Source organism: Nocardioides sp. ChNu-99 (assembly GCF_029493445.1).
Lineage (GTDB): Bacteria > Actinomycetota > Actinomycetes > Propionibacteriales > Nocardioidaceae > Nocardioides.
In genome coordinates, this window is the sequence record NZ_JAHWBL010000018.1 from 15,064 (window position 1) to 40,895 (window position 25,832).

Annotated in this window: 27 protein-coding genes and 1 tRNA gene; 14 read left to right on the forward strand and 14 right to left on the reverse strand. The window is 74.9% G+C overall.

Annotated elements, in window-relative coordinates:
- The first annotated feature begins 11 nt into the window (after window positions 1–11).
- Complete coding sequence (locus KK617_RS08130) at window positions 12–1,991, forward strand: BCCT family transporter (protein WP_277499386.1); 1,980 nt, start codon at window positions 12–14, stop codon at window positions 1,989–1,991.
- Here KK617_RS08130 and KK617_RS08135 read toward each other — a convergent pair.
- The 3 genes from KK617_RS08135 to KK617_RS08145 form a co-directional block, all read right to left on the reverse strand.
- Window positions 1,886–3,322 carry a GuaB1 family IMP dehydrogenase-related protein gene (locus KK617_RS08135; RefSeq protein ID WP_277499387.1) on the reverse strand — a complete coding sequence of 479 codons (1,437 nt, stop codon included), beginning with the start codon at window positions 3,320–3,322 and terminating at the stop codon, window positions 1,886–1,888. The two genes, KK617_RS08130 and KK617_RS08135, sit on opposite strands and share 106 nt — an antisense overlap.
- Before the next feature lie 72 nt (window positions 3,323–3,394).
- Complete coding sequence (gene glpK, locus KK617_RS08140) at window positions 3,395–4,933, reverse strand: glycerol kinase GlpK (protein ID WP_277499389.1); 1,539 nt, start codon at window positions 4,931–4,933, stop codon at window positions 3,395–3,397.
- A complete protein-coding gene (locus KK617_RS08145; RefSeq protein WP_277499390.1) occupies window positions 4,930–5,895 on the reverse strand; it encodes a methyltransferase in 966 nt (321 codons plus the stop codon). The genes glpK and KK617_RS08145 overlap by 4 nt, the downstream gene beginning before the upstream one ends.
- Here KK617_RS08145 and KK617_RS08150 point away from each other — a divergent pair.
- Window positions 5,894–6,190, forward strand: a complete 297-nt coding sequence (locus KK617_RS08150; protein WP_277499391.1) for a YiaA/YiaB family inner membrane protein — start codon at window positions 5,894–5,896, stop codon at window positions 6,188–6,190. The genes KK617_RS08145 and KK617_RS08150 overlap by 2 nt on opposite strands.
- A gap of 85 nt (window positions 6,191–6,275) precedes the next feature.
- Here the strand turns inward: KK617_RS08150 and KK617_RS08155 are convergent, their stop codons facing one another.
- Both KK617_RS08155 and KK617_RS08160 read right to left on the reverse strand, forming a co-directional pair.
- Window positions 6,276–7,487, reverse strand: coding sequence for an acyl-CoA dehydrogenase family protein (locus tag KK617_RS08155; RefSeq protein ID WP_277499392.1), 1,212 nt, complete (start codon window positions 7,485–7,487; stop codon window positions 6,276–6,278).
- Window positions 7,488–7,529: 42 nt separating this feature from the next.
- Complete coding sequence (locus tag KK617_RS08160) at window positions 7,530–8,894, reverse strand: acyl-CoA dehydrogenase family protein (protein WP_277499393.1); 1,365 nt, start codon at window positions 8,892–8,894, stop codon at window positions 7,530–7,532.
- 106 nt (window positions 8,895–9,000) lie between these two features.
- Here KK617_RS08160 and def point away from each other — a divergent pair, with 106 nt between their 5' ends.
- Window positions 9,001–9,603 carry a peptide deformylase gene (gene def / locus KK617_RS08165; protein ID WP_277499394.1) on the forward strand — a complete coding sequence of 201 codons (603 nt, stop codon included), beginning with the start codon at window positions 9,001–9,003 and terminating at the stop codon, window positions 9,601–9,603.
- A 48-nt stretch (window positions 9,604–9,651) separates the two neighbouring features.
- On the opposite strand, the gene KK617_RS08170 is transcribed toward def, so the two are convergent.
- Both KK617_RS08170 and KK617_RS08175 read right to left on the reverse strand, forming a co-directional pair.
- The gene (locus tag KK617_RS08170; protein ID WP_277499395.1) at window positions 9,652–10,485 is read right to left on the reverse strand and encodes a siderophore-interacting protein; all 834 of its coding nucleotides are present in this window, start codon (window positions 10,483–10,485) and stop codon (window positions 9,652–9,654) included.
- An 84-nt stretch (window positions 10,486–10,569) separates the two neighbouring features.
- Entirely contained in the window at window positions 10,570–11,214 is a 645-nt protein-coding gene (locus KK617_RS08175) for a TetR/AcrR family transcriptional regulator (RefSeq protein ID WP_277499396.1), read from the reverse strand.
- Window positions 11,215–11,361: 147 nt separating this feature from the next.
- On the opposite strand from KK617_RS08175, the gene KK617_RS08180 reads away from it, so the two are divergent.
- Together KK617_RS08180 and KK617_RS08185 are read left to right on the forward strand one after the other, a co-directional pair.
- Window positions 11,362–11,814 carry a CrcB family protein gene (locus KK617_RS08180; protein ID WP_277499397.1) on the forward strand — a complete coding sequence of 151 codons (453 nt, stop codon included), beginning with the start codon at window positions 11,362–11,364 and terminating at the stop codon, window positions 11,812–11,814.
- Window positions 11,811–12,194: a CrcB family protein gene (locus KK617_RS08185; protein ID WP_277499399.1), complete on the forward strand. Its 384-nt coding sequence runs from the start codon at window positions 11,811–11,813 to the stop codon at window positions 12,192–12,194. The genes KK617_RS08180 and KK617_RS08185 overlap by 4 nt, the downstream gene beginning before the upstream one ends.
- Before the next feature lie 94 nt (window positions 12,195–12,288).
- Here KK617_RS08185 and KK617_RS08190 read toward each other — a convergent pair.
- From KK617_RS08190 to KK617_RS08200, 3 genes are all read right to left on the reverse strand, one after another.
- Window positions 12,289–12,362, reverse strand: a tRNA-Pro gene (locus KK617_RS08190).
- Between the two features lie 271 nt (window positions 12,363–12,633).
- Window positions 12,634–13,554, reverse strand: a complete 921-nt coding sequence (locus tag KK617_RS08195) for a DUF72 domain-containing protein (RefSeq protein WP_277499400.1) — start codon at window positions 13,552–13,554, stop codon at window positions 12,634–12,636.
- Window positions 13,555–13,556: 2 nt separating this feature from the next.
- On the reverse strand, window positions 13,557–13,706 hold the full coding sequence (locus KK617_RS08200; RefSeq protein WP_277499402.1) for a hypothetical protein: 150 nt from the start codon (window positions 13,704–13,706) through the stop codon (window positions 13,557–13,559).
- 98 nt (window positions 13,707–13,804) lie between these two features.
- On the opposite strand from KK617_RS08200, the gene KK617_RS08205 reads away from it, so the two are divergent.
- Window positions 13,805–14,212 carry a hypothetical protein gene (locus tag KK617_RS08205; protein ID WP_277499403.1) on the forward strand — a complete coding sequence of 136 codons (408 nt, stop codon included), beginning with the start codon at window positions 13,805–13,807 and terminating at the stop codon, window positions 14,210–14,212.
- 33 nt (window positions 14,213–14,245) lie between these two features.
- Here the strand turns inward: KK617_RS08205 and KK617_RS08210 are convergent, their stop codons facing one another.
- Entirely contained in the window at window positions 14,246–15,595 is a 1,350-nt protein-coding gene (locus tag KK617_RS08210) for an MFS transporter (protein ID WP_277499405.1), read from the reverse strand.
- Window positions 15,596–15,663: 68 nt separating this feature from the next.
- A complete protein-coding gene (locus KK617_RS08215; protein WP_277499407.1) occupies window positions 15,664–16,311 on the reverse strand; it encodes a TetR/AcrR family transcriptional regulator in 648 nt (215 codons plus the stop codon).
- Window positions 16,312–16,395: 84 nt separating this feature from the next.
- On the opposite strand from KK617_RS08215, the gene KK617_RS08220 reads away from it, so the two are divergent.
- Genes KK617_RS08220 through KK617_RS08240 form a run of 5 tightly spaced genes read left to right on the forward strand, consistent with a single transcriptional unit; the run spans window position 16,396 to window position 21,077 of the window.
- Complete coding sequence (locus KK617_RS08220; protein ID WP_277499408.1) at window positions 16,396–17,976, forward strand: AMP-binding protein; 1,581 nt, start codon at window positions 16,396–16,398, stop codon at window positions 17,974–17,976.
- Between the two features lie 11 nt (window positions 17,977–17,987).
- The gene (locus tag KK617_RS08225) at window positions 17,988–19,166 is read left to right on the forward strand and encodes an acyl-CoA dehydrogenase family protein (protein ID WP_277499409.1); all 1,179 of its coding nucleotides are present in this window, start codon (window positions 17,988–17,990) and stop codon (window positions 19,164–19,166) included.
- Window positions 19,163–20,437: an alkyl sulfatase dimerization domain-containing protein gene (locus KK617_RS08230; RefSeq protein WP_277499410.1), complete on the forward strand. Its 1,275-nt coding sequence runs from the start codon at window positions 19,163–19,165 to the stop codon at window positions 20,435–20,437. Before KK617_RS08225 ends, KK617_RS08230 begins: the two co-directional genes overlap by 4 nt.
- The gene (locus KK617_RS08235; RefSeq protein ID WP_277499411.1) at window positions 20,434–20,805 is read left to right on the forward strand and encodes a DUF202 domain-containing protein; all 372 of its coding nucleotides are present in this window, start codon (window positions 20,434–20,436) and stop codon (window positions 20,803–20,805) included. The genes KK617_RS08230 and KK617_RS08235 overlap by 4 nt, the downstream gene beginning before the upstream one ends.
- Entirely contained in the window at window positions 20,802–21,077 is a 276-nt protein-coding gene (locus KK617_RS08240) for a hypothetical protein (RefSeq protein WP_277499412.1), read from the forward strand. The genes KK617_RS08235 and KK617_RS08240 overlap by 4 nt, the downstream gene beginning before the upstream one ends.
- A gap of 11 nt (window positions 21,078–21,088) precedes the next feature.
- Here KK617_RS08240 and KK617_RS08245 read toward each other — a convergent pair whose 3' ends face one another.
- Window positions 21,089–22,075: a cation diffusion facilitator family transporter gene (locus tag KK617_RS08245; protein ID WP_277499413.1), complete on the reverse strand. Its 987-nt coding sequence runs from the start codon at window positions 22,073–22,075 to the stop codon at window positions 21,089–21,091.
- Window positions 22,076–22,244: 169 nt separating this feature from the next.
- Here KK617_RS08245 and KK617_RS08250 point away from each other — a divergent pair, with 169 nt between their 5' ends.
- Entirely contained in the window at window positions 22,245–22,871 is a 627-nt protein-coding gene (locus tag KK617_RS08250; RefSeq protein ID WP_277499414.1) for an acyltransferase, read from the forward strand.
- Here KK617_RS08250 and aztA read toward each other — a convergent pair.
- Window positions 22,838–23,539: a zinc ABC transporter ATP-binding protein AztA gene (aztA, locus tag KK617_RS08255; RefSeq protein WP_277499415.1), complete on the reverse strand. Its 702-nt coding sequence runs from the start codon at window positions 23,537–23,539 to the stop codon at window positions 22,838–22,840. The genes KK617_RS08250 and aztA overlap by 34 nt on opposite strands.
- A gap of 56 nt (window positions 23,540–23,595) precedes the next feature.
- Here aztA and aztB point away from each other — a divergent pair, with 56 nt between their 5' ends.
- Together aztB and KK617_RS08265 are read left to right on the forward strand one after the other, a co-directional pair.
- Window positions 23,596–24,471, forward strand: coding sequence for a zinc ABC transporter permease AztB (aztB, locus tag KK617_RS08260; RefSeq protein ID WP_277499416.1), 876 nt, complete (start codon window positions 23,596–23,598; stop codon window positions 24,469–24,471).
- A gap of 104 nt (window positions 24,472–24,575) precedes the next feature.
- Window positions 24,576–25,832, forward strand: a complete 1,257-nt coding sequence (locus KK617_RS08265; RefSeq protein WP_277499417.1) for an ABC transporter — start codon at window positions 24,576–24,578, stop codon at window positions 25,830–25,832.

The following is a 25,832-nucleotide window of genomic DNA, read 5'->3' on the forward strand; positions in this document are numbered from 1 at the left end:
GAGAGGAACGCGTGACCGTTCTCGACCCGAAGTCCCCTGCCGACGACGCGGAGGCGCAGCACGAGCCGACCGCGGAGCCGTCCACCGAGACGGGGTCGCACCCCGCGCTCGACGTCTCCCCGCCCGTGGAGCGCCGACCCGCGACCGCCGCGCTCGACCCGTGGGTCTTCGGCGTGACCGCGGTCTTCGCGCTCGCCTTCCTCCTCTGGGGGTTCCTCGGCACCGACTCGCTCTCGAGCGCCTCGTCGCAGGCCCTCACCTGGATCGTCGAGCACCTCGGCTGGCTCTTCGTGCTCGCCTCGTCGGGCTTCGTCGTGTTCGTCCTGTGGCTGGCGCTGAGCCGCTACGGCTCCATCCCGCTGGGTCGCGACGACGAGGAGCCGGAGTTCCGCACCATCTCGTGGATCGCCATGATGTTCAGCGCCGGCATGGGCATCGGCCTCATGTTCTACGGCGTCAGCGAGCCCGTCTCCCACTTCACCACCGGGCCGCCCGGCACCGGTGAGGCGGGCGACCAGAAGACGGCGCTCGCCACCACCCTCTTCCACTGGGGCCTGCACCCCTGGGCCATCTACGCCGTCCTCGGCCTCGCGGTCGCGTACGGCGTCTACCGCAAGGGCCGCGTGCAGCTCGTCAGCGCCGCCTTCGAGGCGATCCTCGGCCGCCGCGCCCACGGGCCGATCGGAAAGGTCATCGACATCCTCGCGATCTTCGCCACGCTGTTCGGCTCCGCCGCCTCCCTCGGTCTCGGCGCCCTGCAGATCAGCAGCGGCCTGGAGATCGTGGCCGGCGTCGGTGAGGTCGGCAACGTCGTGCTCGTCGCGATCATCGCCGGCCTGACCGCCGCGTTCGTCGTCTCGGCCGTCTCGGGCGTCGCCCGCGGCATCCAGTGGCTCTCGAACATCAACATGGTGCTGGCGCTCGCCCTCGCGCTCTTCGTCTTCGTCGTCGGCCCCACGGTCTTCATCCTCGACATGGTCCCGAGCGCCCTCGCGTCGTACGGCGGGGACCTCGCCGAGATGGCCGGCCGCGTGCCCTCCGACACCGAGACCGCCTCGGACGGCTCGACCGCCGCGTCCTGGCTCTCGGGCTGGACGATCTTCTACTGGGCGTGGTGGCTGTCCTGGACGCCCTTCGTCGGCCTCTTCATCGCGCGCATCTCGCGCGGACGCACCATCCGCCAGTTCGTCGCCGGTGTGCTGCTCGTCCCCACCGCCGTGAGCCTGGTGTGGTTCGCGATCTTCGGCGGCGCGGCCATCCACCTGCAGGAGATGGGCCGCGACATCGCCGGCGCCGCCGGCCTGGAGGACCAGCTCTTCACCGTCCTCGACGCCTACCCGCTGGCGTGGCTCACGGGCTTCGTCGTCATGGTGCTCGTCGGCATCTTCTTCATCTCGGGCGCCGACGCCGCCTCCATCGTGATGGGCCAGCTCTCCGAGCGCGGCGCCAGCGAGCCGCGACGCTGGACCGTCGTGTTCTGGGGCTGCTCGACCGGTGCGGTCGCCGCCGTGATGCTGCTCGTCGGCGGCTCCGACGCCCTGCAGGGCCTGCAGAACATCACCATCGCGGCCTCGGTGCCGTTCGTGCTCGTGATGATCGGCCTGTGCTTCGCCCTGGTGAAGGACCTGCGCACCGACCCCGTCGTGGTGCGCCGCCAGTACGCCGTGCAGGCCGTCGAGCAGGCCGTCCTCGCCGGCGTCACGGAGCACGGCGACGACTTCGTGCTCTCCTACGAGGGCACCGAGCCCGGCGAGGGCCTGGGCGACTACATGGCCAACGGCCACCCCGCGAGCGCCACCGCCGAGCCCGACGCGGTCACGGCCGCCCCGGGTAGCACCGGGATCGCCGGCGCTCCCCCGGTCGACCGCACGCCGTACCCGTGTCGTCACCAGCCGGCGGGCAGCGGGCGTCCCTCCTGGAAGCCGGCCGCCGACTGCACGCCGACGACGGCGCGCTCGTGCAGCTCGGCGATCGAGCGGGCACCGGCGTAGGTGCACGCCGAGCGCACGCCGGCGCAGATCTGGTCGACGAGGTCCTCGACCCCGGGGCGCTGCGGGTCGACGTACATGCGGGACGAGGAGATGCCCTCCTCGTAGAGGCCCTTGCGGGCGCGGTCGTACGCCGACTCCGTGGCGGTGCGGTGCGCCACCGCGCGGGCGGACGCCATGCCGAACGACACCTTGTAGGCCCGGCCGTCGGCGTCGAGCTGGAGGTCGCCCGGCGACTCGTGGGTGCCGGCGAACCAGGAGCCGACCATGACCGACGACGCCCCGGCCGCGAGGGCGAGCGCGACGTCGCGGGGGTGCCGCACGCCGCCGTCGGCCCACACGTGACCGCCCTCGGCGCGCGCCGCCTCGGCGCACTCGAGCACGGCGGAGAACTGCGGCCGGCCGACGCCGGTCATCATCCTCGTGGTGCACATGGCGCCGGGGCCGACGCCGACCTTGACGATGTCCGCACCGGCGGCGAGGAGCTCGCGGGTGCCCTCGGCGGACACGATGTTGCCGGCCGCGACCGGCACGCCCGGGTCGAGCGCCCGGACCGCCTTGAGCGCCTCGACCATGCGGCCCTGGTCGCCGTGCGCGGTGTCGACGACGAGGGTGTCGACCCCGGCGTCGAGGAGCGCCGCCGCCTTGCCGGCGACGTCACCGTTGACGCCCACGGCCGCCGCGACCCGCAGCCGCCCGGCGTCGTCGGTGGCGGGCGTGTAGAGCGTGGCGCGCAGGGCGCCCACCCGGGTGAGCACGCCGATGAGCCGACCGTCGGCGTCGACGGCGGGGGCCATCCGCACGCGGGCCCGGTCGAGCACGTCGAAGGCCTCCCGCGGGTCCGCGTCGGCCGGCACGGTCACCAGCGACGACGACATCACGTCGCGCACCTGGGTGAACCGGTCGACGTCGACGCAGTCGTCGGTGGTCACGACCCCGACGGGCCGGCCGTCCTCGACGACGACCGCCGCGCGGTGGGAGCGCTTGGGGATGAGGGCCAGCGCCTCGCCCACCGTCTGGTCGCCCCGCAGCTCGATGGCCGTGTCGAAGACCAGGTGGCGCGACTTCACGTCGGCGACGACGTCGCGCACCACGTCGGTGGGGATGTCCTGCGGGAGCACCGTGATGCCCCCGCGGCGGGCGACCGTCTCGGCCATGCGGCGGCCGGCGACGGCCGTCATGTTCGCCACGACGATCGGCAGGGTCGCGCCCGTGCCGTCCGTGGTGGCCAGGTCGACGTCGTACCGGCTCGTCACCGTCGAGTGCCGCGGCACCATGAAGACGTCGTCGTAGGTGAGGTCGTGGGCCGGGGCCCGGTCGTGGAGGAAACGCACGTGGGTCCACGCTACGTCAGGGCACCCACCGATCTCGATTCCGAGGGCCCGAACGACCCTCCCGGGGGCCTGTCAGTCGACGTCCACCCAGCCCAGCGTCCGCTCGACGGCCTTGCGCCAGCCGCGGTGCCCGTCCTCGCGCTGCTCCTCGCTCCACGTCGGCTGCCAGCGCTGCGCCTCGTGCCAGTTCTCCCGCAGCTCGTCGGTGTCGCGCCAGAAGCCGACCGCGAGGCCGGCGGCGTACGCCGCGCCCAGCGCCGTGGTCTCGGCGACCACGGGCCGGCTGACGGGCACGCCGAGCACGTCGGCCTGGATCTGCATGCACAGCTCGTTGGCGGTGACGCCGCCGTCGACCTTGAGCACCTCGAGGCGCACCCCGGAGTCGGCCTCCATGGCGTCGACGACGTCGCGGCTCTGGTAGCAGATCGCCTCGAGGGTGGCGCGCGCCAGGTGCGCGTTCGTGTTGTAGCGGGACAGCCCGACGATGGCGCCGCGCGCGTCGCTGCGCCAGTGCGGCGCGAACAGCCCGGAGAAGGCCGGCACGAAGTAGACCCCGCCGTTGTCCTCGACCTGGCGGGCCAGCGACTCCGACTGGGCCGCGCCCGAGATGATCCCGAGCTGGTCGCGCAGCCACTGCACCGCCGAGCCGGTCACCGCGATCGAGCCCTCGAGGGCGTAGACGCACGGGGCGTCGCCGAGCTGGTACGCCGGGGTCGTGACGAGGCCGGCCTTCGACCGCACGATCTCGGTGCCGGTGTTGAGCAGCATGAAGTTGCCCGTGCCGTAGGTGTTCTTGGCCTCGCCGGGCGCGAAGCACACCTGCCCGACCGTGGCGGCCTGCTGGTCGCCGAGGATGCCGGTGATGGGCACCTCGCCCGCGAAGGGCCCGCTCGCGCGCGTGACGCCGTACCCGTCGGCGACCGACGAGGGCCGGATCTCGGGCAGCATCGCCCGCGGGATGTCGAAGAAGCCGAGCAGCTCGTCGTCCCAGTCCAGGGTCTCGAGGTCCATCAGCATGGTGCGGCTGGCGTTCGTCACGTCCGTGACGTGCACCCCGCCGTCGCGCCCACCCGTGAGGTTCCACAGCAGCCACGTGTCGGTGGTGCCGAAGAGCGCGTCGCCCCGCTCGGCCGCGGCGCGGACACCGTCGACGTTCTCGAGGATCCACTGGATCTTGCCGCCGGCGAAGTACGTCGCGGGCGGCAGCCCCGCGCGGTGCCGGATCACGTCGCCGCGTCCGTCACGGTCGAGCGCGGTGGCGATCCGGTCGGTGCGGGTGTCCTGCCACACGATCGCGTTGTGCAGCGGCCGGCCGGTACGGCGGTCCCACACCACGGTGGTCTCCCGCTGGTTCGTGATGCCGAGGGCGACGAGGTCGTCGGCGCACAGCCGGGCCTTGCCGAGCGCGGTCTGCACGACCGCGCTGGTCCGCTCCCAGATCTCGACGGGGTTGTGCTCGACCCAGCCGGCACGCGGCAGCAGCTGCTGGTGCTCGAGCTGGTGGCGCGCGACCTCGACGCCGTCGTGGTCGAAGATCATGAAGCGCGTGCTGGTCGTGCCCTGGTCGATCGCGCCGACGTAGCGCCCCGAGCCCTCCCGGTCCGTCGTCATGCGTGTCCTCCCCTGCGCTCGGGTCCACCGTGGTCACGTCCCCGCCCGGGTGGTGCGGGGTCGGACGACGCCCCGTCACCGTACTGACCGGCGCGGGCCCCGGCGAGGCGCCCCACGACGGCGGTCCCGTCCACGTCGTCGTCGACGTGGACCTCGGGCACGAGGCCGTGCGCGCGGAAGCGGGCGGCGAGCGTGGGCGCTCCGGCCCGGGACGTCTCGACTGCCAGGAACCCGCCCGGGCGCAGCCACGCCGCGGCCCCCGCGACCACGCGCTGCTGCACCGCTGTGCCGTCCGGCCCGCCGTCGAGGGCGACGCGGGGCTCGTGCTCGCGGGCCTCCCGCGGCATCGTCGCCACGGCCGCGCTCGGCACGTACGGCGCGTTCGCCACCAGCACGTCGACCCGGCCGCGCCAGCGGGGCGGCAGCGCGTCGTACAGGTCCCCGGCGTGGGCCTCGGCGGGGCCGGCGAGACCGACGATCCCCGCGAGGTTGCGGCGCGCGACTGCGACGGCCGCCGTGTCGACGTCGGCGGCGAGCACGGTGACGTCGGGGCGGGCGCGACCGACGAGGGTGGCGACGGGCGCCGCGCCGCAGCACAGCTCGAGCAGCACGCCGCCGAGCGGCAGCCGAGCACGGGCGACGTCGACGAGCACCCGGGTGCGCGCCCGGGGGACGAACATCCCGGCGGTGACGGCCATCCGCTCCCCCGCCAGCTCGACCTCCTCGAGCAGGTGCTCCAGCGGCGCACCGGCGACCCGGCGCGCCACCACGTGCTCCAGCCACGGCGCCCCACGACCGGGCCCGGCGGCGGCCGCCAGGAGCGCGGCCGCCTCGTCCTCGGCGTACACGCAGCCGGCGGCCCGGAGGCGCGCGACCAGCGTCGGCGCGCTGATCGACTCAGGCCGACCTGAGTACGACGACGGGTGCGCCGGCCCCCCGCCCCCCACGAGGCTGTTCCGCATGACCTCCTCCTTGCCCGAGCAGCCCGCCAAGAACACGAGCGCCTTCTACGCGCAGGCCGGTATCGCCTTCGCCGTCGCGCTGACCACGATGATCGTCGCGATCATCTACGTGCCCGTCGACCCCTGGATCCGCGCCTTCCTGGCGCTCGGCAGCCTCTTCCTCGTCACGTCGTCGTTCACGCTCGCCAAGTGCGTGCGCGACGCCCAGGAGAGCTCGTCGGTCGTCAGCCGCATCGACCAGGCCCGCATCGAGCGCATCCTCGCCGAGCACGACCCCTTCCGCGCGGTCGCCTGACGCACCGCCGTACCCCTCCCGACGCAGCACGGCCCCCGGCACCACTCGGTGCCGGGGGCCGTCCCACGCGACGGCGGCGCCGTCCTCAGCGCAGCTGCGTGCTGGTGAGCCCCAGCAGGCGCCGGGCCACGATGAGCTGCTGGATCTGCTGGGTGCCCTCGAAGATGTCGAGGATCTTCGAGTCCCGCGCCCACTTCTCGAGCAGCTCGTTCTCGCTGTAGCCGAGCGTGCCGCACAGCTCGACGCAGCCGAGCGTCACGTCGGAGCCCACGCGTCCGGCCTTGGCCTTCGCCATCGACGCCTCGAGCGAGTTGGGCTTGCGGTTGTCGGCCATCCACGCGGCCTGCATGGTCAGCAGCTGGGCCGCCTCCCAGTCCGCCTCCAGCTGCAGGAAACGGGCCGCGGCCGCGGACTGCAGGACGCCGGGGCGGTCGTAGTCGACCTCCACGCCGGCCTGCGCGAGCAGGTCGCGGGTGAGGTCGAGCGACGCGCGGGCGCAGCCCACGGCCATGGCGGCGACGAGCGGCCGGGTGTTGTCGAAGGTCGCCATCGCGCCGGCGAAGCCCTGCTTGACGTCCACCTCGGGCGAGCCGAGGAGGTTCTCGGCGGGGACGCGGCAGTCCTCGAAGATGATGACCGCGGTGTCGGAGGCACGGATGCCGAGCTTGTGCTCGAGCCGCTCCACCCGCATGCCGGGCGTGCCCTTCTCGACGACGAACGACTTGATGGCGGCGCGGCCCAGCGACCGGTCGAGCGTGGCCCACACGACGACCGAGTCGGCGCGCTCCCCCGAGGTGACGTAGATCTTCTCGCCGTTGATGACGTAGTGGTCGCCGTCGAGGGTGGCGGTGGTCGTGATGTTGGCCGAGTCGGAGCCGACGCCCGGCTCGGTGATCGCCATGGCGGCCCACGTGCCCTTGAAGCGCTCGAGCTGCTCGTCGTTCGCGACCGACGCGATGGCCGAGTTGCCCAGGCCCTGGCGCGGCATCGACAGCAGGAGGCCGACGTCGCCCCAGCACATCTCGGCCACGGACATGACGGAGGCGAGGTTGGAGCCGTTCTTGACGCTGCCGTCGTCCTTCTTCTCGTCGCGGCGCACGCCGGTGGCGCCCGCGCCCTCGGAGGCGCCGGACTCGGACAGCCCGTCGATCATCGCCGCCAGCATGTCGAGCTCCTTGGGGTAGGAGTGCTCGGCGCGGTCGTACTTGCGGGAGATGGGGCGCAACATGTTCATCGCGACCTGGTGGGCCTGGTCGATGAGTGCGCGGTGCTTCTTGGGGGTCTCGAGGTTGATCATGGCTTCTCTCCTGGGGGGTCGGTTCCGTCGGGACGGGACGACTCAGACCAGGACCCCTCCCTCCATGACGCCGAGCGCCCGCAGGTCGCGGTACCACCGCTCCACCGGGTGCTCCTTGACGAAGCCGTGGCCGCCGAGCAGCTGCACGCCGTCGAGGCCGATCTGCATGCCCTTCGCAGCGCACAGGTTGCGGGCCAGCGCGACCTCGCGGGCGAAGTCCTCGCCCTGCGCCGCTCGCGAGGCCGCCTTGTAGGTCACGAGGCGCATCGACTGCAGCTCGATGGCGATGTTGGCGACCATGAAGGCCACCGACTGCCGGTGGGCGATCGGCTCGCCGAACGCCTCCCGCTCCTTCACGTACGGCGTCACGTAGTCGAGCACCGCCTGGGCCGTGCCGATCGCGAGCGCGCACCAGGCGAGCCGGGACAGCCGCACGGCCTCGGTGTACGTCGTACCGTCCGCGGCGCCGAGCAGCGCGTCGGCCGGCACGCGGACCCCGTCGAGGTGGAGCTGCGAGAGGGTCGCCGCCCGCACGCCCATCGAGGGGTCCGCCTCGACACGGAGGCCGGTGGTGCTCGACTCCACGAGGAACAGCGCGGGCTTCCCGTCGAGCGCGGCACCGATCACGAAGAGCTCGGCGTCGTCGCCGCGGGGCACGGCCGACTTGGTGCCCGTCAGCACGAACCCGTCGCCGTCGCGCACCGCGGTGGTCGAGGGGCGCAGCACGTCGAAGAGCACGGCCGGCTCGGCCAGGGCGAGCGCCGCGGCGGGCACGTCGTCACCGGTGAAGGCGGGCAGGTACGTCGCCTGCTGCGCGTCGGTGCCCCACAGCGAGAGCGCGGTGGCGACCGCGCCGGGCGCGAGCGCGGCGACCGCGAGGCCCATGTCGCCCTTCGCCAACGCCTCGGCCACCAGCGTGCCGGCCATGGCGGAGCGCTCCTCGGAGATACCGCCGAGCTGCTCGGGCACGCCGAGGATCGGCAGGCCGATCTCGAGGCTGCCCTTCAGCAGCGCCTCGGGGGCCCGGCACGCCTCGTCGGCCTCGGCGGCCGCCGGGCGGACGACCTCGGTCGCGAACTCCCCCACGACGTCGACGAGCATCTGCTCGTCCTCGGTCGGGGTGAGGTCGAAGAGGCCCTTCGGGGTGGCGGCAGGCACGCGCACTCCCGGCTCCCCCTTCTTCCCCCGTCGGGCGAACGTGCGGCTGGCTGCCCCCAGGGCGCTGAACCCGCCGCGCGTCGAGGTGAAGACGGCCTGCTCGGCGCGCTTGCGCAGCCCGAGTCGGTCGATGAGGTCGCTCTGGGCGACGACGTTGAGGGCGGCGACGGCGTACCCGATCGGGTCGCGGGACTCGTTGCGGGCGAGCCCGTTCCTGCCGCCCGGCCTGAGGCTGTTGGGGAGGGACATGCGGCCTAATGTAACGGGGAGTTACACAGTGCGCCACAGGTTCGGCCGACCCGTTCTCCCGACACCCCGCACGGCCCGTGCGCCGCCCCTCCTACGATCGGCCCCCATGAGCGACCACGCCGCAGCCGACGACGGGCCCGACCTGACGCCGTACGGTCCGCTGCCGACCGGGGGGACCGTCCGGCCGATCACGCGCTGGGGCACGCCGGTGATGCACGCGCCTCAGGCCGCGGTCACCGCGTTCGACGACGAGCTGCGGGCCCTGGTGGCCGACATGGTGGCGACGATGTACGCCGCGGACGGCGTCGGGCTCGCCGCCTGCCAGATCGGGGTCGACCGGGCCGTCTTCGTCTTCGACTGCCCGGACGCCGAGGGGCGCCGGGTCGCGGGCGTGGTGTGCAACCCGGTCGTCACCACCCCGGAGGGCACCGGCCGCCGCCTGGACGAGGCGGAGGAGGGCTGCCTGAGCTACCCCGGCGCGTTCGTCGAGTGCGCGCGACCGGACGAGGCGACCGTGGAGGGCCAGGGGCTCGACGGCTCCCCCGTCCGGCTCACCGGGGACGGGCTGCTCGCCCGCTGCTTCCAGCACGAGACCGACCACACCCGCGGCGTCGTGTTCGGCGACCGGCTCGGCACCAAGGCCCGCAAGCGGCTGGCCAAGGCCCACGACAAGGCGGCCGACGAGTTCCCGGCGGACTGGCCGGCCTGACCGCCTGACCGCCTGACTACCTGACTGCCAGCCAGGCGATCCGAGGGCTCAGTGGGTCTTGCCGACCTTCCAGTAGCCGGTGAAGCAGATGCGGCTCTTGTCGACGCCGACCTGCACCCAGTGGCGGCGCAGCTGGCTGACGAGGCCCTGCTCGCCCGCGACCCAGGCGTACGGCGCCGCGCCCGTCACCGCGACCTCGCGGGCGGCGGCCAGCACGGCCCGGCCGGGGACGGCGTGCGGGTCGGTGCGCACGACGTACCGCACCTCGACCCCGTCGGGGGCGTCGACCTCCTGGGCGTCCTCGGCGCTCGGGACCTCCACGAGCGCGCTGCCGCGGGCGTCGCGCGGCAGGGAGGCGAGCACGCCCGCGACGGCGGGCAGGCCCGACTCGTCGGCCACGAGCAGCACCTGGTCGGTGTCGTCGGGCGCGGCGTAGAGGCAGCCCTCGTCGATGATGCCGACCACGTCGCCGACCGCGCAGGTCTGCGCCCACGTGGCGGCGGGCCCGGACGTGCCGTCCTCCACCGAGCCGTGCACGACGAGGTCGACGTCGAGCTCGGGCCCGTGCGGGCCGTCGGCGCGGTGGGCGCGCACGGTGTAGTTGCGCAGCACCGGGCGCTCGGTGCGGGAGACCGCGAGCAGGCGGAGGTAGCTCACCGTCGTCAGCTTGCTCGGCATGCGCCGCACCGACGCCTCCCCCACCGGGATGAAGAGCCGGAACCACTGGTCGAAGCCCCGCGGCACGAACCGCGCGGCGTCGCGGCCCCCGAGGGTCACGCGCGTCATGTGTGGCGTGACGCGCTCGCTGCGCAGCACCTCCAGCAGGATCAGCTCGGTGTCGGCGGGCTTCGTGCGGGTCGCCTGCGCGTTCGTCCTGGCCATGTGCTCCTCGTCCCCTCGGGCGCGGGCCGGGGACGCCGGACCGCGCGTCCGGCGTACCACCGCCCGGACTAAGGGAACCCTAACCTAGGAGTGGGGCGGCGTGGCCCCGTCGGCGTCGGCCAGGTCGAACACCTGGGCCCGCAGCGCCCGCAGCACCCAGGCGGCGAAGCGCTCGTGCGACCAGCCGGCGTCGCCGACGAGCAGCTGGAAGGTGTCGGCCCGGGTCAGCAGGTTCCAGATCCGCGCCCGGTCCTCGTCAGGGGTGTCGCCGGTCAGCAGGTCGCGGGACCGGGCGAAGGCGACCGCGTCGCGGCACGAGGTCAGGTTGCGCGCCTCGGTCTCCTCGAAGGCCGTGCGCGCCTCGGGGTCGGTCGAGGCGGCCTCGCGCAGCGCGAACCACAGGCCCGCCGAGCGGGCGTGCGTGCGCGGCAGCCACGCGGCGTACGCGGCGAACGCCTCCTCGGTGGGCAGCGCCATGATGGCCGCCAGCTCCGGCTCCCGGCTGATGGGGCGCAGCTCGGACGAGCCACCCGCCCGCAGCTCGTAGGCCTCCACGAGGAGGGCGGGCTTGGAGCCGGAGAGGTTGACGCGGGGCACCGAGACGCCGGCCGCGCCGGCGATGGCCGCCAGCGTCGTCGCCCGGTAGCCGTCGCGGCCGAACAGCTCCGCGGCCGCGTCGACGATGCGTCGGTGCGTGGCCGCCAGCGCGGCCTCGCGGACCGGGGACACGTACTTCCGCCTGGGGCGTCCGCCCTCGTCGCTCACTGCGCCTACCGCCTTCGAGGTCGATCCGACAACGACTTCCCCCAGCTGCGCCCGAGCGCACGGTCGGGAGCCTAGCGGGACCGGGCACCGGGCCTGACCTACGGTCTCCCCGTGCCCGCGCCCGTGTCCGTGCCCACCACCGCGCCCCCCGCCCGCCCCCGTCCGGCGGACGTGCTCGTCGTGGCCGTGGGCGGCACGGTCGGTACGGCGGCGCGGGCGGCCGCCGTGCTGCTGGTGCCGACGGCGGAGGGCGCGGTGCCGTGGACCGTGGGCGTCGTGAACGTCGGCGGGGCGCTGCTCCTGGGGTTGTTGCTGGGGGTGCTCGGCGGGCGCCCGGACACCGGGGGCCGGCGTCGCGCGCGCCTGCTGCTCGGCACCGGGGTGCTGGGTGGGTTCACGACGTACAGCGCGCTCGCGGTCGACGCCGCCGGCCTGCTGGGCGACCGGTCGGCCACCGGGGCGGCGTACGCGGTCGGCAGCCTGCTCCTCGGGCTCGTGGCGGCCGCGGTCGGTCTGCTCCTGGGTGGCCGGCGGGCGCGTGCGGCCCGCCGAGGCCTCGCATGAGTCCCGCCCTGTTCGTGCTCGTGGCGGTGGCCGGCGGGGTGGGCGCCGCGCTGCGCTTCCTGGTGGACGACGCGGTACGGCGCCGCACCGGCGGAGCGCGCCCGCTCGGCACGCTCGTGGTGAACCTGACCGGCGCGTTCGCGCTGGGCCTCGTCGTCGGCCTGGCCGACCGCGGGTCGCTCGGGGACGGGTCGGGCATCGATCTCGTCGCCGTGCTGGGCACGGGGCTGCTCGGCGGCTACACGACGTTCAGCACTGCCGTCGTCGAGGTGGTGCGCCTGGTGGAGGAACGTCGCTGGGGGTACGCCGCCGTCCACGGCCCCGGGATGCTCGTCGCCGGCGTGGGTCTCGCCGCGCTGGGGTGGTGGCTCGGGGCGTGAGCCGCAACGGGCTCGCGATCGGGCGGGCCCGGGACGCAGCAGAGGCCGTCCCCCACCTGCGTGAGGAACGGCCTCTGACCTGCGCCTTCTCCGGTCGGGCTGACAGGATTTGAACCTGCGACCCCTTGACCCCCAGTCAAGTGCGCTACCAAGCTGCGCCACAGCCCGAAGCTCGCCCGGGATCACCGGGCGGAGCGGTCGGAACACTACCGCAGCACCTCGGCGCCGTTCGAATCGGGTCGTCCAGGGGCGGCGCGGGGCGCTGTGACGCGGTGTCCGGGCGACTGCACACGCCGCCGACCACCGCACCAGACACCCCAGCACCGCACCTGACACCAGCACCGCAGCAGACGCCGCAGCAGTACGGCGGGCCCGCGCGCCGCCGTACCGGTCACCGACCGTGCGGCTAGCGACGGAGTCGGCGCCCCGGCGCGTGCGGCTAGCGACGACTCGACGCCTCCGCGGGCGCGGCAGGCGACGGCTGGGCGGCGCCCGCCCGATCCCACGTGTCGCCCACGCGCCCGGCGAGGGCGATGGCGTCGTGCGGGGCGAAGCCGCGGGCGTCGTTGTCGAAGTAGACGTAGACGTCGCGCGGGCGACCGTCCGGGGTCGTGGCGCCGGTAGCCCACCCGTCGATGCGCGCGGCCCAGCCGTCGAGCTCGTCGGGGGTGTAGCCGCTGGCGTAGAGGTCGTGCGCCCCGTGGAGGCGCACGTAGACGATCCGCTCGGCCGTGACCTCGCCGAACCCGGGCCACAGGCCGGCGTTGTCGGCGACGGCGAGGGCGACGTCGTACCGGCGCAGCAGGTCCGCCGCCGCCGGGTCCGTGAAGCTGCGCGCCCGGGGCTCGAAGGCGTGGCGCAGCGGCCGGTCCTCGTCGATCTCCAGCCACGTGCGGTCGTCGAGCCGGGCGTCGTGGTTCCGGGCGAGGTCGAGCGCCTCGCCCGTCGTCCGCGGCAGCTGGCGGAGGAAGGTCTCGAGGGCCGCGGGCTCGAACACGTGGCGCTCGGGCAGCTGCCACAGCACCGGGCCGAGCTGGTCGTCGAGCGCCAGGACGCCCGAGGCGAAGAAGTTCGCCAGCGCCTGCGACACGTCGGTCAGCCGCAGCATGTGGGTGATGTAGCGCGACCCCTTCACCGCGAACACCAGGTCGGACGGCACCTCGGTGCGCCACCGCTGGTAGCTGCTCGGGCGCTGCAGCGAGTAGAACGAGCCGTTCAGCTCGACCGTCGACATGCGCTGCCCGACGTACTCCAGCTCGCGGCGCTGCGCGAGGCCCTTCGGGTAGAAGTCGCCGCGCCAGCGCGGGTAGCGCCAGCCCGAGATGCCGACGCGCACCCGCCCGCGCTCGGGCGCGGTCATCGTCAGGCGTTCCCCGGCTCGGGGTCGGGGTGGCTGGCCGGCTCGGAGCCCGGCTCGAGCTGGTCGGTGTCGGGCTCCTCCCCCGTCGGGGTCGAGGGCTCGGCGTCCTGGTCGTGGTCGGGTACGGCGCCGTCGTGTCCGGTGGTGGTCATGTCGCGCCGGTACCCGGCCCGTCGGGGGTCGAGCCGCGCCGTACGGTAGGCCCACGGCGCGCGGGTCCGGACGGCGCGCGGCACGAGGAGGGAGACCCGTGAAGTTCACCGAACGGGAGATGACGGTCGCGGTCGAGGCGGTGGCCGCCCGGTCCTTCGCGGCGCTGCCGCGCCTGGTGCGCAGCCGGGCCGGGGCGGCGTCGTGGGACGAGCTGTCCCGCGGCGCGCGCTACCCGCACCTCGCCGCCGCCGGGGAGCTCGTGCTCCCCGCCCTCACCGACCTGCCCGAGCGCCCGACGGTCGGCGCCACCCCCGCCTTCACCGACGAGGAGTACGAGGCCGCCGTCGCGGGCGTGCTGCGCTCCCGCTCGCCCGAGGGCACCGACGACGGCTCCCGCCGCTGGCGCAAGACCGTGGCGGGTGCCGCCGCACTGCTCCGGATCGCGGTCGAGGCGATGCCGGTGCGCCAGGACCCGGACGCGCTGATCGTCCCCGACCACCTCTGAGGGCCGCGGACGACCAGCGGGTCAGCCGGCGGGTCAGCCGGTGGCCGTGGCGCCCGCCCCACCGGTCCGCGTCAGCACGTCGGCACCGGTCGCCTGCGTCGGTCGGCGCAGCAGCCGCCGCTCGGCGCGGTGCAACCAGCCGGCGAGAACGGTGAACACCCCGGCGAGGACGAGCGCCACCAGGAGCCAGGTGCGCCAACCCGCGGCCTCGGCCACCCGCGGCGCCAGCACCACCGAGGCCAGCACGAGCAGTCGGCTCACCAGGTGCTGCAGGCCGAACGCACTCCCCTGGAGGTCCGGGTGGATCTCCTCGGTGTGGGCGGAGAAGCTCGCCATCCACGGGCCGAACACCCCACCCATCGCGGCGCCGAGCACGACCAGCACGCCGACGACGGCGGCCGGCGACGCCGCCTCGCCGCGGCCCATCAGCAGCAACAGCGCCGACAGGGCGAGGAGGATGCCGACGCCGCCGCCGAGGAGGAACGGGGAGCGCCGCTGCACCGTGTCGGACCACCGGGCGACCGCCAGGCTCGTCACGAGGTTCGCCGCCCAGAAGAAGACGACGACGAGGGAGGCCGTGCGGACGCTGACGCCGAACGTGTCGACGACCAGCACCTGGCCGTAGGCGTTCATGGTGCCGAGCAGCACGAACAGCGACGACATCGCGATCACGTGCTGCCAGACCACGGCGTGGCCCACGAGGTGCCGGGCGCCGGGACGGGCGAGCGGGGCCCGCGCCGCCCGGGCGCTGTCGTCGGAGAACCGCACCTCGCGGCGCAGGTGCGGGGCGAGGTCCTGCAGGGTCAGGGCGATGACCACCGACCCGGCGAGCGAGACGGCGGCCATGAGGTACAGCTGCGACTGCCAGGTGCCGCCGAGCAGGTCGAGGGTCGCGGCGGCGACCCCGGCTGCGAAGAAGTTGGCGCCGACGGGCCCCCACGACCAGAACGCGTAGGCCTGCGCACGGCCCAGCCGGGGCGTGAAGTCGCGGACCAGCGGTGCGGTCCCCGCCACGGCCACGCCCTCGACGAACGCCAGCAGGATCCGGGCGAGGGCGAACTGCGTGATGCTCTGCGACGTCGCCATGAACAGGCAGGCCAGGCCCGAGAGGAACATGAACGGCACGAGCAGCCGCACCCGCCCGAACCGGTCGGCCAGCGAGCCGCCGACGAACCCGGCGAGGGCGCCGAACAGCAGCGAGGCCGCCGTGAGGAGGCCGTAGAGGCGCAGGGACATGCCCAGGTCGTCGAGCAGCAGCGGCAGGACGGGCGCCAGCTGGCCCTCGTAGGCCGAGATGAAGAGGGCGAGGATGACGACGGCGAGCAGCCGCCGCCGTCGGGCGCCGGTCGGGTAGGTCTGGAGCTCGCGGCGGTGAGGGAGCACGGGGTTCTCCTAATCGGACAGAACGGCCAGTTCTGGCTGCCGTGTCCAGAAAAGCCGCGTGGCCCCCGTCACACAAGAGGCACCGGCGAATCCGCCCCGCCGAGCACGTCGGGCGCGTCGGGCGCGTCGTCGCCGAAGCCGGTGGCCCACCACCGGCCGTGACGCGCCAGGTCGGCGAGCATGACGACGACGTCGGCGCGGGGCAGGGGTCGCGGCTCCTCGGCCAACCACCAGGTCAGCACGGCGAGCTGCTCGCCGACCCAGGCCCGGGCCAGCACCCGGAGGTCGACGCGCGGCGCCAGCCCCTGCTCGGCCACGCGGTCCTCGAAGACGCGCAGGGCGGCGCCGGCCAGGGCGTCGGTCAGCGAGCGCAGGGCCCGGCCGTCCCCGTCGCCCCGCAGCACCATGCGGTACGTCGCCTCCTGGTCCTCGGCGTGCTCGAAGAGCGCGTGCACCGGGCGGCCGGTGAACCCGGGACCGGCGGTGTCGCCCGGCTCGAGCCGGGCGGCGAGGTCGGCGAGCAGGGCGGCGACCAGGTCGTCGTACAACGACTGCTTGTCGCTGAAGTGCGTGTAGAAGGTCGCGCGGCCCACGTCGGCGCGCTCGACGACCTGCTCGACGGTGACGGCCGCGTACCCCCGTTCGAGGACGAGGTCCACCAGGGCGCTGCGGAGCGCGGAACGGGTACGACGACTGCGGCGGTCCTCGGTGGCCATGGACGAGGTTCTAGCACTGATCGCCCCGGACTTTCCTGGACAGTGTGTCTATAACTGGTCGGAACGTCGTCACAAGGAGCATCCGTGAACCTAGGTCACTACCTGACCCGCACCGCCACCCACCGCCCTCACGCCACCGCCCTGGTGTGCGGGGAGCGGCGGTGGACCTACGCCCAGCTCGAGGAGGAGTCGAACCGGCTGGCCTCGGCCCTGCTGGCCGCCGGCCACGGCCCGGGCACCGCCGTGGCGACCGTCGCGGGCAACCGCGGGGAGCTCGTCGTGGCCGAGATGGCGATGGCGAAGGCCGGCCACCTGCGGGTGCCGGTCAGCACCCGGCTCGCCCCGGCCGAGGTCCGGCACGTGCTCGTCGACGCCGACGCCCGCGTCGTCCTGGCCGACCGCACCCACCTCGACACCGTCCTCGACGTCGCCGCCGCGGCGACCCCGCCGCTGCTCGTGGTGACGCTGGACGCCGCGGGCGACACCACGGGCGGCGCCGCGAGCGGGCCCCGCCCCACGTCGTACGACGCCCTCGTCGCCGCGGGCGACCCCGCGGCGGTGGCCGTCGACCGCTCCCTCGACGACCCGGCGGTCCTCAACTTCACCTCCGGCTCGACCGGGACGCTGAAGGCCGCCGTGCAGACGGTCGGCAACCGCCTCGCCAACCTGCGCAAGGTGGTGATGAACGGGGACCGCTCGGCGAACGGCGAGGTGTACCTGGCCCCGGGCCCCATCACGCACGCCAGCGGCATGGGCATCCTGGCCTGCTTCTTCCGCGGATCGACGGTGGTGGTGCTGCCCGCGTTCGACGTCGAGGACTACCTGGCGACGCTCGAGCGCGAGCGCGTCACCTCGACCTTCCTCGTGCCCGCGATGCTCAACCTGGTGCTGGCCAGCCCGAGCGCCCCCACGCGCGACCTGTCGAGCCTGCGCTCGGTCACGATCGGCGGCGCCCCCGTCTCCCCCACCCGTCTGCGCCAGGCCGTCGAGCTGTTCGGCCCGGTCGTCAACCAGGGCTACGGCCAGGGCGAGACGACCAGCGCCATCACCTACCTGTCCGCCGAGGAGGTCGTGCGCGGCATCACCGACGACCCGGAGCTGCTCCTGTCCTGCGGCCGGCCCGTCTTCGACACCGAGGTGCGCGTCGTCGACGACGCGGGACGCCCCCTGCCGCCCGGCGAGGTCGGCGAGGTGGTGGCCCGCGGACCGGACTGCGTCCGGGAGTACCACCACGCGCCGGGACCGTCCGCCGAGACCTTCCGCGACGGCTGGGTGCACACCGGCGACCTCGGCCGCTTCCGCGCCGACGGCTACCTGTTCCTCGTGGACCGGGTGAAGGACATGATCGTCAGCGGCGGATACAACGTGTACTGCTCCGAGGTGGAGGCCGCCCTCTACTCCCACCCCGCGGTCCTCGAGGCCTGCGTGTACGGCGTACCCGACGAGCGCTGGGGCGAGACGGTGAAGGCGAGCGTGGTGCTCGCGCCCGGCGCCGCGGTGACGGCCGAGGAGCTGGTCGAGGCCTGCGCCCGCCAGGTCTCGCGCGTGAAGGTCCCGCGCGTGGTCGAGGTGCTCGACGCCCTCCCGCGCAACCGCACGGGCAAGATCGACCGCCGCGCGCTGCGCGAGCGCGACTGGGCCGGCGCCGCGCGCCGGGTCGGCTGAGGGGCGGGGCCATGACGTTCTCCCTGCGACCCACGTACGACGACCCCACGGTGCAGGCGCTCGTCGAGCGGCTGCGTGACTACCTCGAGGGCGAGCTCGCCGACCACGAGCGCGAGCTGGGCCTCGAGCACACGAGCACGCTGGACCGCGCGACGCTGCAGCAGGTGTGGCTGCGCAGCCGCGAGCTGGGCTTCTACGGCATCCACCTCCCGCCCGAGCTGGGTGGCGAGGGGTTGAGCTGGACGGCCCTGGCCGCGCTGAAGGAGGAGATCGGCGCGTCGGGCCGGGTGCTGGCGACCAGCGTGCTCGGCGACATGGGCGGACCGCTGCGGGTCGGCTCCCTCTTCGACGTGGCGACGCCCGAGCAGGTCGAGGAGTTCCTCCTGCCCGTGGTCCACGGGCACCGGGCGTGCTGCTTCTCCATCACCGAGGACGACGCCGGCTCCGACGTGCGTCGCATGACCACCACCGCCACCCCCGCGCCGGGCGGCTACCGCCTGACGGGCCGCAAGGTGTTCAGCACCGGGGGCACCTTCGCCGACTTCGCCGTCGTCGTCGCCCGGATGGCCGGCGAGCAGGAGGCGTACTCCGCGTTCCTCGTCGACCTCGACGCTCCGGGAGTGCGGGTGGTGCCGGGGCGGCTGCCGCTGACCGGCCAGAACGTGGAGAGCGACGTCGTCCTCGACGACTGCTTCGTCCCCGCCCTCAACCTCCTCGGCGCCGAGGGCGAGGGCCTGCGCATCGCCCTGGGGCGCATCACCGCCAACCGGCTCCTGCACTGCCCGACGGCGCTGGGTGGCGCCCGCCGGGCGCTCGAGATCGCCCTGCGCCACGCCGCCGCCCGACCCGTCTCGGGTGGGCTGCTGCTGGAGAAGCAGGCCGTCCAGCACACCCTGGCCGACATGGCCACCGAGCTGTTCGCCGCCCGTTCCATGACCTACGCGGCGCTGGCCGACCTCGACGCCGGCGCCCGACCACGGATGGAGTCCTTCATGTGCAAGCTCTACGTCGGGGAGACGGCGTTCGCCATCGCCGACCGCTCCCTGCAGCTGCTGGGCAAGGCCGGGATGGTGCAGGGCACCGAGATCGAGCACCTGTGGCACGCGCTGCGGATGTTCCGCGTGCTGACCGGTCCCTCGGAGATCCAGCGCAACGGCATCGTCCGCGACCTCGTCGGAGCGGTGCTGTGAGCGCCGCCGCGGACCTGCGCCGGTACGCCGACGACGTCTGGGCGGGTCGGCTCGACGACGACATCGCGCACAGCGCCCGGGGCGGCGGCGAGGTCGTGGACGTCGCCGACGGCCTCGGCTGGCTGCCGGGCTTCGGCAACGTCATCGCCTTCGAGGCCGCCGACGAGCTGCTGCTGTTCGACACGGGCAACGCACTGACGGCGGAGCGCTCGCACGCGCACCTGCGCCGCTGGTCGACCGCGCCGCTCACCGCCGCCTTCTACTCGCACGGGCACGTCGACCACGTCGCCGGCCTCGCGCCGTTCGACGCGGAGCCGGGCGCCCGCACGCAGGTCGTCGCGCAGGAGCGGGTCCGGGACCGGTTCGACCGCTACGCGCTGACCGCCGGCTACAACGCGGTCGTCAACCAGCGGCAGTTCCAGATCCCCGACCTGCGCTGGCCGACGCAGTACCGCCTGCCCGACGTGACCTACCGCGACGCCCTGACGGTGACCCGGGCCGGGCTGACGTTCGAGCTGTTCCACGCCGAGGGCGAGACCGACGACGCCACGGTCGCCTACGTGCCCGAGCACCGCCTGCTCCTCCCGGGCGACCTGTTCATCTGGCTGGTGCCGAACTGCGGCAACCCCCAGAAGGCCCAGCGCTACCCGCGGGAGTGGGCGCACGCACTGCGCCGGATGGCGGCGCTGGGGGCGGAGACCATGCTGCCCTCCCACGGCGCGCCGGTCTTCGGCGCCGACCGCATCGAGCAGGCGCTGCTCGAGACCGCGGAGTGGCTGGAGTCGATCGTCGAGCAGACCCTCGCGATGATGAACGAGGGGCTGCGTCTGGACGACGTCGTGCAGCGGGTGCGGCCACCCGCGGCCCTCGCGCAGCGGTCCTACCTCCGCGCCCGCTACGACGAGCCCGAGTTCATCGTCCGCAACCTGTGGCGCCGCTACGGCGGGTGGTACGACGGCAACCCGGCGCGGCTGAAGCCGGCCCCCGACGCGGAGCTCGCGCGGGCCGTCGCGGACCTCGCCGGCGGCGCCGGGCGGCTCGCCGACGCCGCCGAGCGGGCCCGGGACGCGGCCGACCACCGCCTCGCCGCCCACCTCGCCGAGATGGCGGTCCAGGCCGATCCGCAGGACACCCGCCTGCACGCCGTGCGCGCCGCCGTCTACGCGGCGCGCGCGGAGGTCGAGGAGTCGCTGATGGCCCGGGGCGTCTACACCTGGGCGGCCGCCGAGTCCCGCCGGGTCGCCGACGTGCCCGACGGTCCGGAGGCGTGAGACCGGGTCCCCGGGCCGCCTGGCGACGACCGCTGGTCGAGGGCGAGGAGCCCGACGCGCGCTTCACGCTGGCCAACGAGCGCACGTTCCTGGCGTGGACGCGCACCGCGCTCGCGCTCGTCGTCGCCGCGCTCGCCCTCGAGGCCGCCCGCGAGCTGGTGCTGCCCGGACCGGCCGGGCGCGTCCTGGTCGTCGCGACGCTGGGGGTGGCGGCGGCGGTCGCCGTGCAGGGCTGCGTGCACTGGCGGGCCGTGGAGGCGGCCCTGCGGTCGGGCCGTCCGCTCCCCCGGGCCGCGCCGGTGTGGTTGGTGGCCTACCTGGTCGTGGCCGCAGTCGGTGCCGCTGCGAGCCTCGGGCTCGGCGGGTGAGCGCGGAACGCGACCCCGGGCTCGCCGTCGAGCGGACGGCGCTGGCGCGGACCCGCATCTGGGCCCTGCTGCTCGGCACCGCGGCGGCCCTGGTGCGGCTCGAGCCCGGACCGGCGACGACCGGGGCGGTGGCGGTGCTGGCCGGCACGGTCCTGCTGGGACGTCGCCGTACCCGCAGCCGGTCCCGCGGGCCCGGCGGGCCCCCGGTGCCGGCGCTGGCGGCCGGGGTGGTGCTGCTCGCGGCCGTCGCGCTCGTGGTCGTCGTGACCTGAGCCCGCCCGTCTCAGCCCCGGGGCAGCGACGCCTCCTCGGGGGCGGCGAGGGTCAGCACCGCGTCCTCGATCATCGGGTCGCGCTCGAGGTCGGCCTCGAGCGCGCGGAGCCGTCGCGCGACCTCGGGCTCGGGCTCGTCGCCCACCAGGTCGACGGCCGCCACGAGGAAGACGCGGCGAGGACCGACGTACTCCACGTGCAGGTAGGTGACCCGCGCGACGGTGCGGTGGCCGGCGACCAGGTCCAGCAACCGCCCGCGCAGCACCGGCGGGACCGCCTCGCCGAGCAGGTAGTCCATGTTGCGGCGGATCAGGAAGAGCGCGACCAGACCCAGCAGCAGGCCCACCGCGATCGAGCCCAGCGCGTCCCACACCGGGTCGCCGGTCGCCTGGTGGGCCGCGACCCCCGCCCCGGCGAGCAGGAGGCCGAGGAGCGCCGAGGAGTCCTCGAGGAACACGGCCCGCAGCGTCGGGTCCGAGGTGCGGTACACGAACGCGAGCGGGCGCAGGTGCCAGCGGCGCGACTCCCGCCGCACCTGCCGCAGCGCCTGCAGGAACGAGGCCCCCTCCAGCAGGAAGGCCACGGCGAGCACGACGTAGTTGAGCGTGTACGCCGGTGCCTCGGTCTCGGCCTCCCCCTGCAGGTCCGCCCACAGCTCCGTGCCGCCGTGCCACAGGGAGACCACCGAGCCCGCGGTGAACAGCCCGAACGCCGCGACGAGGGACCACAGGTAGGCCGAGCGGCCGTAGCCCCGCGGCCGGGCCGCGTCACGCGGTCGGCTCCCCCGGCGCTCGGCGACCAGGAGCGCGACCTCGTTGCCCGTGTCGGCCCACGAGTGGGCCGCCTCGGCGACCATCGACGCCGACCCCGTCAGCGCCGCGGCCACCGACTTCGCCACCGCGATGAGGGCGTTGGCCACCAGCGCCACGACGACGGTCAGCAGCGACTCGCCGCCGCCCGCCGGCCGGGGCTCCCCCGTCTCCTGCTCCCCGCCCACCGCTCCTCCTCCGTCTGATGCCCTGCTGGTCCGGGCTGGTGCGGGCTGGTGCGCCTCCCGCCCATCGGGCCACTGTCGCACCGCGGTCGCTAGCCTGCGCGGGTGCCCGCCCTCCCGTCCCTGCCGGTCCTCCCGACCCTGCCGTCACTGCCGTCCCCTCGCCGGCTCCGTGGCCCCCGGTACCCGGGCGGCCGACTCCTTCGGCAGCATGGGGCCCGGCAGCTGCATCGCCTTCCCGCCCGCCACGCTGGCCGGCACCGCGGCGATCCACGTCGGCGCGGACACGCTGGTCGGCCGCTCGGCCACCCTCACGGTGGGGTACGGCGACGGTCGGCCGCTCCCGGAGCGGGGGCTCGTCCTCGGCGAGCGCTGCGTCATCGGCGCGCGGAGCACCCTGACCGCCCACGAGTCCATCGAGATCGGCGACGACGTCTGGTTCGGCCAGGGGGTCTTCGTCTCCGACGCGAGCCACGGCTACCAGGACCCCGCGACACCGGTGGGGCGTCAGCTCGGCCGCCACCAGCCCGTGCGGGTCGGCTCCGGCACCTGGGTCGGGCACCACGCGATCCTGCTGCCCGGCACCGTCCTGGGGCGGAACGTCGTGGTGGCGGCGGGCTCCGTCGTACGGGGCGAGGTGCCCGACCACTGCGTCGTCGCCGGTGTGCCCGCCCGCGTCGTCCGCCGGCTGGAGCCGGGCGTGGGGTGGGTCGGCGACGACCCCGCGGACGTCCGCCCCGCGTGGTCGCCGGAGGAGGTGACGGCCTACCTCGCCGCGAGGGAGGCGGCCGGGCGCTGACCCGGCGAGGTGTCGTCCGCCACGCGCCCGTCGACGAGGCGCACGAGCCGGTCGGCTAGGGCGAGCACCGCGGAGTCGTGGGAGACGCAGACCACGGCGGCGCCGCGCTCCGCCTCCGCCCGCACGATGGCGCGGATCCGGTCCCCGCTGTCGGCGTCGAGGCCGGTCGTCGGCTCGTCGAGGAGGAGCAGCTCGGCCCCGCGGGCGAGTCCCTGGGCGAGCAGGGCCCGCTGGCGCTGGCCACCCGACAGCGCGGAGTAGGGCTGGCGGGCGAGCGCCGCCACCTCCATCCGCTCCATGGCCTCGTCGACGGCCGCGCGCGCCGCGGCGTCCAGCCGCCGCCACGGACCGCGGCGTCCCCAGGCCCCGACGCTCACCACGTCGCGCACGGTGAGGGGCAGCCGGTCGGGCACGGCGGCCCGCTGCGGCACGAACGCCACGGCGTCGACGGCCCAGCGCGTGCCCGCGCTCGGGGGGCGGGTGCCCGCGACGACCTCCAGCAGGGTCGACTTCCCCGCGCCGTTGGGGCCGGCCACCACCGTCACGCAGGCGGACGGCACGTCGAGGTCGACGCCGCGCACGGCGGGGTGGGCGCCGAAGTCCACGCGGACCCCGCGGAGGCGGGCGGCCAGGGGGACGAGATCGCCGGGGGCGGGGAACGTGCTCACCCGCACACCCTACCGCTTTTGATAATCATTCCTATCTCGGTCTAGGGTCGCTCCTCGTGACCACCCTGACCGAGGGGCTGCTCGAGCCCTTCGCCCTCGACTTCCTGCGACGTGCCCTGCTCGGGGGTGCGCTCGTCGCTGTGCTCTGCGGCGTCGTCGGGACCTGGGTGGTCATCCGCGGCATGGCGTTCCTCGGGGAGGCGTTGGCGCACGGCATGCTCCCCGGCGTGGCGCTCGCCACGGTGCTCGGGTGGCCGGCGATGGCCGGCGGCGCGGTCAGCGCGATCGCGATGAGCCTGGGCATCGGGGGCCTGCAGCGCCGCGGCCGGCTGTCGTACGACACCAGCATCGGCCTGCTGTTCGTCGCCATGCTGGCGCTCGGCGTGATCATCGTGTCCCACTCGGGCAGCTTCGCCACCGACGCCACGTCGATCCTCTTCGGCGACATCCTCGCCATCGCGCCCGTCGACCTCGTGCTCCTGGCGATCGCCGCGGCGGTCGGGCTCGTCGTCGCGGTCGTCGCGCACCGTTCGCTCGTCGCACTGGCCCTCGACCCGCGGATCGCGGCCGTGCTCGGCCTCGGGCCCCGGCTCGCGCAGGCCGCGCTCGTCGGCCTCGTCACGCTGGCGGTGGTCGCGTCGTACCAGGCCGTCGGCTCGCTCCTCGTGGTCGGGCTACTGCTCGCCCCCGCGGTGGCGGCCGAGCACTGGACCACCCGGATCCCGACGCGGATGGCGCTGGCCGCCGTGCTCGGCGTCGTGGCCGTGCTCGTCGGGCTCCTCGTGTCGTGGCACGCCGCGACCGCGGCGGGCGCCTCCGTCGCCGCGGCGGCCATCGCGCTCGCCGTCCTGTCCTGGGCCACCCGCGCGGCGCTCGACGCCGTCCGCGCCCGCACCACCGCCAGACCCGCGACCACACCCGCGACCACCTGATCCACCCCGGCCCACCTCACCCGCGGCACCCACCGCACCCACCCGACGCACCACCGTCCGCCGTCCCGGCGCGCGGCGCTGCGCCCACCCCACGGAAGGACCCCGTGCGTCCACGCATCTCCTCCCTCGCCCTCGGGGGCGTCCTCGGCCTCGCCCTGGTCGCCTGCTCCGGCGACCCGGCCGGGTCGTCCGGCGCCGACGCGACCGACGCGGCCGCCGGTGACGCGACCGGTGACGGCCACGGCGCCGTCGCCGGCGCCGCCGAGGTCTCCGAGCCGCAGCTCGGCCTCACCACGATCGACCCGGCCGGCGCCGTCACGCACCTCGACCTCCTCGACGAGAGCGTCAGCGACCTGGGCAGCGTCGGCGCGCCGAGCGCCCTGACCACCGACGGCCGCTACCTCTTCGCGCAGACCGACGCCGGCGTCGAGGTCGTCGACAGCGGGGTCTGGACGTGGGACCACGTCGACCACTTCCACTACTACCGCGCCGACCCGGCCCTGCTCGGTACCGTCGAGGGCGACGGGGACGCGACCGTGGCGACGACCAACCTGTCCACCACGGGCGGCACCGGCCTGTTCTTCCCCGACTCCGGCGAGGCCGTGCTCCTCGACACCGAGGCGCTGTCGGAGGGCGAGATCTCCGAGCAGTTCCGCGTCGAGGTGGACCCGCACGCCGGCCTGGTCGTGCCGGTCGGCTCGTTCGCGCTCGTCACCGAGGCCACCGACGGCGTCGCGGCGTCCGTCGTCGCCCGCGGCGCGGACGGCGAGCCCACCGGTCTCGAGGAGCCGTGCGTTCGTGCCTCCGGCACGATCACCACCCGCGTGGGAGCCGTCATCGGCTGCGCCGACGGCGCCCTCCTCGCCCACGTGGAGGACGAGGAGCTGGTCGTCGAGCGGATCCCCTACCCGGCGGGCACCACCGCTCCCCCGGCCACCACCTTCGCCAACCGCGAGGGCCGGCCGACCGTGGCGGCCCTGGCGGGCGACGCGGGCGAGGCGGGCATCTGGCTGCTCGACACCCGCGAGCGGGCGTGGACGCTGCTGCCCGCCCCCGAGCCCCTCGTGGCGGTGAGCGCGGTCGACGACGCGGACCAGCACGTCCTCGCGCTCACCGCGACCGGGCGCGTGCTCGTGCTGTCCGGCGAGGACGGGGCCGTGCTCGCCGCGACCGAGCCGCTCGCCGCCGCGTCCCTCGCCGCGGGCGTCCGGCCGACGCTCGTCGCCGACCAGCAGCGGGCCTACCTCAGCGCCCCCCTCGAGCAGCGGCTGCACGAGATCGACTTCGCCGACGCCGCCCGCGTCGCGCGGACCTTCGAGACCACCACCGAGCCGGCGTTCACCGCCGAGACGGGACGCTGA

What these genes read in the sequence shown, in the direction of transcription:
- KK617_RS08150 (WP_277499391.1), top strand. Translation starts at nt 5,894, where the DNA reads ATGACCTCCTCCTTGCCCGAGCAGCCCGCCAAGAACACGAGCGCCTTC.
- KK617_RS08185 (WP_277499399.1), top strand. Translation starts at nt 11,811, where the DNA reads ATGAGTCCCGCCCTGTTCGTGCTCGTGGCGGTGGCCGGCGGGGTGGGC.
- KK617_RS08145 (WP_277499390.1), bottom strand. Translation starts at nt 5,895, where the DNA reads ATGCGGAACAGCCTCGTGGGGGGCGGGGGGCCGGCGCACCCGTCGTCG.
- def (WP_277499394.1), top strand. Translation starts at nt 9,001, where the DNA reads ATGAGCGACCACGCCGCAGCCGACGACGGGCCCGACCTGACGCCGTAC.
- glpK (WP_277499389.1), bottom strand. Translation starts at nt 4,933, where the DNA reads ATGACGACGGACCGGGAGGGCTCGGGGCGCTACGTCGGCGCGATCGAC.
- KK617_RS08225 (WP_277499409.1), top strand. Translation starts at nt 17,988, where the DNA reads ATGACGTTCTCCCTGCGACCCACGTACGACGACCCCACGGTGCAGGCG.
- KK617_RS08195 (WP_277499400.1), bottom strand. Translation starts at nt 13,554, where the DNA reads ATGACCGCGCCCGAGCGCGGGCGGGTGCGCGTCGGCATCTCGGGCTGG.
- KK617_RS08160 (WP_277499393.1), bottom strand. Translation starts at nt 8,894, where the DNA reads ATGTCCCTCCCCAACAGCCTCAGGCCGGGCGGCAGGAACGGGCTCGCC.
- KK617_RS08215 (WP_277499407.1), bottom strand. Translation starts at nt 16,311, where the DNA reads ATGGCCACCGAGGACCGCCGCAGTCGTCGTACCCGTTCCGCGCTCCGC.
- KK617_RS08155 (WP_277499392.1), bottom strand. Translation starts at nt 7,487, where the DNA reads ATGATCAACCTCGAGACCCCCAAGAAGCACCGCGCACTCATCGACCAG.
- KK617_RS08170 (WP_277499395.1), bottom strand. Translation starts at nt 10,485, where the DNA reads ATGGCCAGGACGAACGCGCAGGCGACCCGCACGAAGCCCGCCGACACC.
- KK617_RS08200 (WP_277499402.1), bottom strand. Translation starts at nt 13,706, where the DNA reads ATGACCACCACCGGACACGACGGCGCCGTACCCGACCACGACCAGGAC.